Origin of the sequence: Streptomyces sp. NPDC093109 (assembly GCF_040701725.1) — a bacterium.
Lineage (GTDB): Bacteria > Actinomycetota > Actinomycetes > Streptomycetales > Streptomycetaceae > Streptomyces.
In genome coordinates this window covers 1-1854 of record NZ_JBFBEZ010000113.1, presented here as the reverse complement: position 1 = coordinate 1854, position 1854 = coordinate 1, and the positions used below count along the sequence as shown (strand labels likewise).

The following is a 1854-nucleotide window of genomic DNA, read 5'->3' as shown; positions in this document are numbered from 1 at the left end:
GGCTCCGCCGTCAACCAGGACGGCGCCTCCAACGGCCTCACCGCACCCAACGGCCCCTCCCAACAACGCGTCATCAACCAAGCCCTCGCCAACGCAGGGCTGCGGCCCCGGGACGTCGACGCCGTCGAGGCGCACGGCACCGGCACTGTGCTGGGCGACCCCATCGAGGCACAGGCGGTGATCAGCACCTACGGGCAGGATCGGGAGCCGGGACAGCCGCTGTGGTTGGGATCACTCAAGTCCAACATCGGCCACACCCAGGCGGCCGCGGGCATGGCGGGTGTCGTAAAGTCCGTGCTGGCCATGCGCCACGGTGCTCTACCGCGCACCCTCCACGTGGACGCGCCGACACCGCATGTCGACTGGTCGACCGGCGAGGTACGGCTGCTGACTGAGGAGGTGCCCTGGCCGGAGGCGGAGCATCCGCGGCGTATCGCCGTCTCCGCGTTCGGTGTGAGCGGGACCAACGCGCACGTGATCCTGGAGGAAGCCCCCACCCCCACCGCCCCCGACACCACCACCGACGACGAACCCGACACCACCGGACAGGTCATCGACTGGCCCCTGTCCGCCGCCACCCCCCAAGCCCTCACCGACACCGCCCGACGCCTCCTCCACCACCTCGAACAACACCCCCACCACACCCCCACCCACATCGCCCACCAACTCACCCACCGACCCCACCACCACCACCGCGCCGTCATCACCGCCACCCACCACAACGACCTCCACCGCGCCCTCACCGCCCTCACAACCAACACCCCCGACCCTGCCCTCACCACCGGCCCCACTACCACCACCACCGGCAAAACCGTCTTCGTCTTCCCCGGCCAAGGCACCCAATGGACCGGCATGGGCGCCACCCTCCTCGACACCCACCCCGTCTTCACCCACACCATCAACGCCTGCGACACCGCCCTCGCCCCCCACCAGAACTGGACCGTCACCGACGTCCTCCGCCAAACCCCCAACGCCCCCACCCTCGACCGCGTCGACGTCGTCCAACCCGTCACCTTCGCCGTCATGACCGCCCTCACCCGCATGTGGCAACACCACGGCATCCACCCCGACGCCGTCATCGGCCACTCCCAAGGCGAAATCACCGCCGCCCACATCGCCGGCGCCCTCACCCTCAACGACGCCGCCCGCATCATCGCCCTCCGCAGCCAAGCCATCGCCCGCCGACTCGCCGGCCACGGCGCCATGATGTCCGTCCCCCTCCCCCACACCGAACTCACCCCCTGGACCACCCCCCACCAGCACACCATCGACATCGCCACCATCAACGGCCCGACCACCACCGTCATCGCCGGCGACCCCACCACCATCGACCACCTTCACACCCAACTCAACAACCACAACATCCGAGCCCGCAAAATCCCCGTCGACTACGCCTCCCACACCCACCACGTCGAACAACTCCACCAAGAACTCACCCACCTCCTCCACGACATCACCCCCCACACACCCACCACCCCCATGTACTCCACCACCGACACCACCTGGATCACCGGCCCCCACCTCAACGCCGACTACTGGTACCGAAACCTCCGCCAGACCGTCCACTTCCACACCGCCACCACCACCCTCGCCGACACCGGCCACCACACCTTCATCGAAATCAGCCCCCACCCCGTCCTCACCCCCGCCATCCAGGAAACCCTCACCCAACACACCACCACTCCCACCACCACCATCCCCACCCTCCGCCGCAACCAACACGAACCCACCACCTTCCACACCGCCCTCGCCCACCTCCACACCCACACCCACCACACACCCACCTGGCACACCACACCCACCACACCCCACCCCCCCCTCCCCACCTACCCCTTCCAACACCACCACTACTGG

The 1854-nt window shown here is 68.5% G+C and carries 1 protein-coding gene; it reads left to right on the top strand.

Features of this window, described 5'->3' with window-relative positions:
* Window positions 1-1854: type I polyketide synthase (locus tag AB0389_RS37775; RefSeq protein ID WP_366400118.1), on the top strand; the 1854-nt coding region annotated here is incomplete at both ends.